The 6,496-nt window shown below is 38.2% G+C and carries 5 protein-coding genes and 2 pseudogenes; all 7 read right to left on the reverse strand.

Annotated features, from left to right (window positions below; translation table 11 throughout):
- Positions 1 to 8: 8 nt before the first annotated feature.
- Positions 9 to 1,547 (reverse strand): Re/Si-specific NAD(P)(+) transhydrogenase subunit alpha, encoded by a 1,539-nt coding sequence (gene pntA, locus A9501_RS02880; RefSeq protein ID WP_005631652.1) that lies wholly within the window; start codon positions 1,545 to 1,547, stop codon positions 9 to 11.
- Between the two features lie 291 nt (positions 1,548 to 1,838).
- Positions 1,839 to 2,369, reverse strand: coding sequence for an ankyrin repeat domain-containing protein (locus A9501_RS02885; RefSeq protein ID WP_065264858.1), 531 nt, complete (start codon positions 2,367 to 2,369; stop codon positions 1,839 to 1,841).
- Between the two features lies 1 nt (position 2,370).
- Positions 2,371 to 2,532, reverse strand: a pseudogene (locus tag A9501_RS09885) (hypothetical protein); the annotation flags it as partial.
- A gap of 211 nt (positions 2,533 to 2,743) precedes the next feature.
- A complete protein-coding gene (locus A9501_RS02890; protein ID WP_009500273.1) occupies positions 2,744 to 3,145 on the reverse strand; it encodes a CDI toxin immunity protein in 402 nt (133 codons plus the stop codon).
- Between the two features lie 308 nt (positions 3,146 to 3,453).
- Positions 3,454 to 5,746 (reverse strand): annotated as a pseudogene (locus A9501_RS09800) (hemagglutinin repeat-containing protein); the annotation flags it as partial.
- Between the two features lie 147 nt (positions 5,747 to 5,893).
- On the reverse strand, positions 5,894 to 6,253 hold the full coding sequence (locus A9501_RS02905) for a hypothetical protein (protein WP_046942313.1): 360 nt from the start codon (positions 6,251 to 6,253) through the stop codon (positions 5,894 to 5,896).
- Between the two features lies 1 nt (position 6,254).
- A partial coding sequence (locus A9501_RS02910; RefSeq protein ID WP_257006476.1) for a hypothetical protein occupies positions 6,255 to 6,496 on the reverse strand: 242 nt, incomplete at its 5' end.

Below are 6,496 nucleotides of genomic sequence, written 5' to 3' on the forward strand. Positions count from 1 at the left end.
TGCGCTCCTTAACCTTTTCTAAACATTGCTAACATACGTTGTGTAACACGGAAACCACCAAAAATATTGATGCTTGCCACCAAAATCGCCACAAAAGCTAAGGCATCGATAAATAGATTGCCTGTTGGCTGACGAATTTGTAATAACGCACCTACAATAATAATGCCTGAAATTGCATTTGTTACTGCCATTAATGGTGTGTGAAGTGCATGACTAACATTCCAAACCACGTAATAACCCACCACACAAGCTAAAACAAATACAGTGAAATGTGATAAAAATGCAGCGGGCGCAACAGAAGCTAACCAAAGGAATAACACACCTACACCTGCCATCACACCGTATTTCACACGAGGATCTGTTGGTTTAGATTCTTTTTTCTCTGCCACTGGTGCAGCTTTGGTTTCTTGTTTTGGTTGTGCAGACACTTGAATTTGTGCTGGAGGAATTTCTTCCCCATCACGAACAACGGTCACTCCACGAAGAACCACATCTTCAAAATCAATATTGATATTGCCATCTTTCTCTTTGCACAAAAGTTTTAATAAATTGACTAAGTTTGTGCCATAAAGTTGAGAAGATTGCGTTGGTAAACGGCTTGGGAAATCTGTATAACCAATCACTTTCACTTGGTTTTCAGTTGTAACAACTTTCCCTGCTTGTGTATATTCACAGTTACCACCAGTTGCAGCTGCTAAATCCACAATCACCGAACCAGGTTTCATTGAATCTACCATTTCTTTGGTGATTAAACGAGGCGCTGGTTTACCCGGAATGGCTGCCGTAGTAATAATAATATCGACTTCTTTAGCTTGTTCTGCGTAAAGCTCCATCGCACGACGGTTAAATTCTTCCGACATCACTTTCGCATAACCATCACCACTGCCGCCTTCTTCTTTAAAATCAATTTCTAAGAAGCTTGCACCCATACTTTGAACTTGCTCTTTCACTTCAGGACGAGAGTCAAAAGCACGAACAATCGCCCCAAGGCTATTTGCTGCACCAATTGCCGCCAAACCAGCTACACCAGCACCAATCACCAACACTTTTGCTGGTGGAACTTTACCTGCAGCAGTAATTTGCCCTGTAAAGAAACTACCGAATTCATGTGCAGCTTCAATAACAGCACGATAACCAGAAATATTCGCCATAGAAGAAAGCGCATCCAATGCTTGCGCACGAGAAATACGAGGCACCGCATCCATGGCTAACACATTAATTTTCTTCGCGGTGAGTTTTTTCATTAACTCAGGATTTTGCATACGCCAAATAAAGCTCACAAGCGTTGCGCCTTCCTTCATTTGAGCGATTTCTTCATCTGTCGGTGCATTTACTTTGAAGATAATATCCGATTGCCAAATTTCAGCCGACGTACCGATCTTCGCGCCTGCCTCTAAAAATGCTTGATCTTCAAAACTAGCTTTAAAACCTGCATCGTGTTCCACGATCACGTCAAAGCCCAATTTCAATATTTGCTGAACCGTTTTCGGCGTTGCCGCCACACGGCTCTCATTCTCAAGCAGCTCTCTAGGTACACCAATTAACATACTGTTTCCCTCTGATTGATGATTGGGTTGATGAGATTAATGAACAAACCTTCGCCTATTCATCGTTAAAATGACAAAAAGTCAAACGGATACAACTGTATCATTGATTGAATGAAAATAGGTAACGTTTTTAAGTGGTTTTACAAGATATTGTGATAGGGATCACGAAAAATCTCATATAAAAACACTTCAAATTAGGTGTCCAGGTTTTGGGGGGCAGATCAAAGTGCGGTCAATTTAAAGAGGTTTTAAAACTCTTTGAAAATTGACCGCACTTTCAAACATTAAATTCTAAGAATACTTTTTCATTAATTCATAAATTGGTTTTAATTGAGGCTCATTAGCTGTAGGTTTATAACTTTCAAGAATGGTTTCATCCTCATTGACTAAGTAATGAACATTTGCCCCTTTTTGAAGCATAAGCTCTAAAACATCCAATCTCTCTGGGATATATCCAATCATAGACAAAGGGATTAAACCATCTTGGTTCGGTAAATTAGGATTTGCTCCTGCTTTGAGCAATGCTATCGCCGCCTCAGCATTTTTACTTTGTAATGCATAATGCAAAGGAGTCATTCCGTACATATCTTGCGCATTAATCTCCACTCCATGTTTTATATAAAACTCCACAACCGACAACGGAGCCGCAAAAATTAAATTACACTGGTGTAGCCAATTCCATTTGTCTGCCGATACATAGTGAATATCTAACTTTTTACTTATAAAGAAAATATCCTCCAGCATTGCGATATTTCCTTCTCTATCTGATATCGCAACAAGCATCTTAGGGTCATCTTTATATTCTTCATATAAATTTGTCATATTAGTTTCCTCTTTTGTGTAAAAACAATCTCATATCCTCTTTAATTTTTTGAATATCACCATTTCCCGGCATCTCATTTCTATGACTCCGATTTTCAGACATATTTTCTAACCTAAATTTATTAGGTCTTGCATTTACATAATCATTAAATTGTTTTTGACTCCAATTTAACTCTTTAGCTGCAAGAGATAATCACCTATGCTCCTATCCTGAATATTTTGTCTTAAGGTGATTACCACCTACACTTGCTTCACTACCAATCACTGACTCTGCAAGATGCATATATGTTAAAAAGTGCAGTCAATTTTTAAGAAGTTTAAAAACTCTTTGAAAATTAACCGCACTTTAGCTCTATCAAACCGTCTAAAACGTTTTACAAAAATTTACTTATATCTCCATTTATTGGAATTACAATGTCTAAAGGTGGATTTCTAGAAACAACCTGAGCTAAATACCCAATACCAAGAATAAAAACTCTTGTTGATAAAGCAGAAATATCATCTAATTTATCTAGCGCTAATAGTAAATTAGTTTTAAATACTGGAACATCGTTTATATCTGCTAAAACATAAACATTTTGGTTAATTATTTTCTTTTCAATTAATTCAATTAACCTATCAAGATCCAATATTTTTATTTTCTTACTATCTTTATCTATACTTCCATATTCAAATGGGTATGTATAAAACTCTTTTAGAACTTGTTCCTTTTCATCTTCAGACAGAAGGTGGAAATTCTCCGATAAAGCCTCTTTACATTCATCAAATAATGTCATATGAATCCTTATTTATTTAATTGTTTAAGATATCGATTAAAATCATCTTTATTTCCATTAAATGGGATTACCTCCTTAATAGCCTTATCACCTTTTCCTTTAGTGTAGTCAAAAACATTAATATGCATTCGCTTTTATTTCACAACTTGCTCCACAAACTTTGCTGGCATTGATAAATCCTTTATTAGTTGATACAGCGATATTATCAACTTCATTAATTACTCGATTCAAAACAGTGTGATTAACTACTCTATTTACTTGATTTTTAGTAAAATCAACCACACCGTTTTTCAGTGCTCCCATTGGCTTAACTAACGCCAATCCCGCACCACTGAGAACCACTCCTCCAGTTGAAACACCTTTCATTTTGCCTTGGCGGTAACCTTGCATTTTACCCGCGAGTTTTGGATTTTCTTGAAGGGCACGCGCATAAGCCTCATCCCAATCTTTCAACGAGACCACAACATTATTATAGATTTTCTCTGGATTTGAGATTGCTTCCCATAAAGACACAACAGTATCATCTAAATTGACAACCGCATCTGCTGTTTCCTTAACACTATCAAGTTGCCCTTGAGCTTCTGCAATCTCTAGGCCTTCTTGATATTCTTTAGCTTTATCTTCATCTCCATTGAATAAAACCTTGGCATACATTTCAATGTTTTGCTTACGCTCATCACTAGGATGAACGTCATCAGCCATGCTGTTATTCTCCACTGAATCTTTCGCTGTTTTAGCTGCAATAATTGCCCCATCAGAACTATCCGATAAACTACCACCAGCAATACCTGCTGCTACTTGACTTAAAGACGATACCGTACGTTTTTCTTCTTCGCTGAGCTTTTCGGGTGATTTATTGTAAAGTGTTGACGCTAAGAAATGAGCCGCCGCCTCTCCGCCTGCTGCACCCGCAGCACCAGCAGCAACATTACGATTGCCCGCATAAGCCTCTACCGCGCCCCAAAGTGCATGAGCAGTCAAATTGAGCGCGGTATTCACATTGCCTTTTGCATCTGTTGTCGCTTTCTTAATTTGATTATTCACCGCAGGCGATAATCCTGAAGCCACCACTTCCGCTGCCGGTCTGCCTGCTAAAGCGGTGCTGATAACATTTAATGCCGAATCAATGATAAGACGTTGACTTCCACCCGTTTCCCATTCTTTAGCTTTGCGACTCGCTGTCTCAAAATTATCTCGTGCTTGTTTGACTAAAGCGCGGTTAGTTTCGTTGTTGTTTTCTGCCTTGGCTTTTTCTGCTTCTTCTAACGCAATTGCGGCTTCATGACGCTTCGCTTTCGCTTCTTCGCCAAATTTATTAGCAAGCAAACTTCCTGCTTCCGCGACATTTGGTCCAAATTTCTCTGTCACCTCACGTTGGAAATCAAGTTCTTTTTGAACATCATCTTTATTAAAACGGTTCTCTAATTTACCACTTTGACTTTGTGCACTCTCTGTAGTGATATCGGTTTTAATCGCAGCAATTTCTTCTTGTACCGTTTTACCTGTACGTTTTAATTGCTCTGCTTCATCTTTAATAATGATATTTTGTGTATTAATACCACTTTTTGTTGTGCTAGATTGGCTATCGGAATCTTTACCATAGCCCATGCCATAAGAGAATTGAAGAGATTCCTTGCCTTCAGCCAATTTCTTGGTGTTCTCTTGTCCATCTACTCCTTTAGAATTAACAGTTGTGTTGCCATTTTTATCGGTATAAAGCAGATTACCATCTTTATCCGTGGCTTGTTTTGTACTTTGAGCTGCACCATTCTCTCCAAATGGTGTTTCAAAGTTAGCTGACACACTGCCACTCACACCAAAACTGCTACCACTATAATTTGAGCGATTTTCAATATCTGAATGAGTAATGCTGTCAGTGCTAAAATGATTTTTGCCATCTGCTTCTGCCTTTTGGGTAGAGGTAATCAATGCACCTTTAAGATCGGTATGTTTATTAACATTAATATCATACCCTTCATCACCAGCATAAATTCCAGCTTGTTCATTGATGCTGGCGTGGTCGGCATTGATTTTCGATTTATTGAAACTACCACCTGCGGCAAAACCATAGCCTACTGTCACACTACCACTTACATTCATTTGCTTACCGCGATAGCTAGATTTATCTTGCAAACTTTCGATATTCAAGTTTTCAGCATTAAGTTCTACTCGTTTGCCTTTTACTTGGCTACCAATAATATTGGCATTACCACCTGCATGAATCACTGTTTTACTTTGGCTATCTCCTACATAACTAGCAACATAAGAGGTTTCATCACCATTACCTTAACCTTTTCCGTAATTACCGCCTAAAGTAGCCCCAACAGCCGCACCATTACTCACTTTAATGGCCACCCCCACATTAAAGCTGCTCGATTTATTGGTGCTACGCTCTTTGTGCGTTTGTTCGGCAGCCGTGATGTTGATGTCATTGTCAGCCCCCAAGAAGGTCCCTTGTTTACCGGACACATCCGAACCGTTAATGGTAATGTTGGATGCTTTGCCTGCCCCTGTGGCAACAATATTCACTTTGCCTCCGGCATTCACTTGTGATTTAGCTGCAGTTTTTCCTTCAGTATGCGTACGTGATTCGCTCTTTTTAAGCTATTAATAAAACTTATAATATTGCACAAATATTTTGATTAAAAACTCTACAAAGTCTATATTTAAAACACAAAAAGTGCGGTCAATATCAAGAGATTTTAGAATTCACTGAATATTGACCGCACTTTTAAGCACCTTTGTTAATTACTGCCAAGGCTTAGCATCAGGTTTGCTGTGTTTTTTTCGCCATTGGATACATATTGGTCTATTCCACATTGTTCTTTCTTCACAAATTGGTCCTCCTTTCAGATACCACCCCTTACTTTCCAAGCAAAGGTTTACTTCTTCGTTATCACTTTCACCACTGACAAAATCCATACCGCAATCCTTCATATCTTTTTTTCTTCTAGCAAGATATTTAGTTAAAACATCAGGATCTGAGTTCGGAAATAATGCTTTCTCGTTATGTAGCTGCCAATGATCATGTGGTGGTGGAGGTTGAAATCCTCCAAAAGAACAAGCATTGATTGTTAGCAAACCAAATATAAAAAATAGAATCTTCATATCATTCTCCTTTTGATTTATTTAAATTAAAAATGGTTTGCTCATTTCCCATTTTTAGCTCTTTCTCTGTTCGATATCCATCAATAACGCATTGTCTTTGCCCTAGTCCATGGCAATTATGTACTGATGAACGTTCATTACTAAATATATCTGCTATTCGCTGTAACCAGCTTTTATTCAGATTATTTTCAGATGTCGTTGCAGGATTTCCCCCCAATAAAATTGGCATACTACCTACTGGGT

Origin of the sequence: Haemophilus sp. CCUG 66565 (assembly GCF_001679495.1) — a bacterium.
GTDB lineage: Bacteria > Pseudomonadota > Gammaproteobacteria > Enterobacterales > Pasteurellaceae > Haemophilus > Haemophilus haemolyticus_K.

What these genes read in the sequence shown, in the direction of transcription:
- A9501_RS02885 (WP_065264858.1), bottom strand. Translation starts at nt 2,369, where the DNA reads ATGACAAATTTATATGAAGAATATAAAGATGACCCTAAGATGCTTGTT.
- pntA (WP_005631652.1), bottom strand. Translation starts at nt 1,547, where the DNA reads ATGTTAATTGGTGTACCTAGAGAGCTGCTTGAGAATGAGAGCCGTGTG.
- A9501_RS02905 (WP_046942313.1), bottom strand. Translation starts at nt 6,253, where the DNA reads ATGAAGATTCTATTTTTTATATTTGGTTTGCTAACAATCAATGCTTGT.
- A9501_RS02890 (WP_009500273.1), bottom strand. Translation starts at nt 3,145, where the DNA reads ATGACATTATTTGATGAATGTAAAGAGGCTTTATCGGAGAATTTCCAC.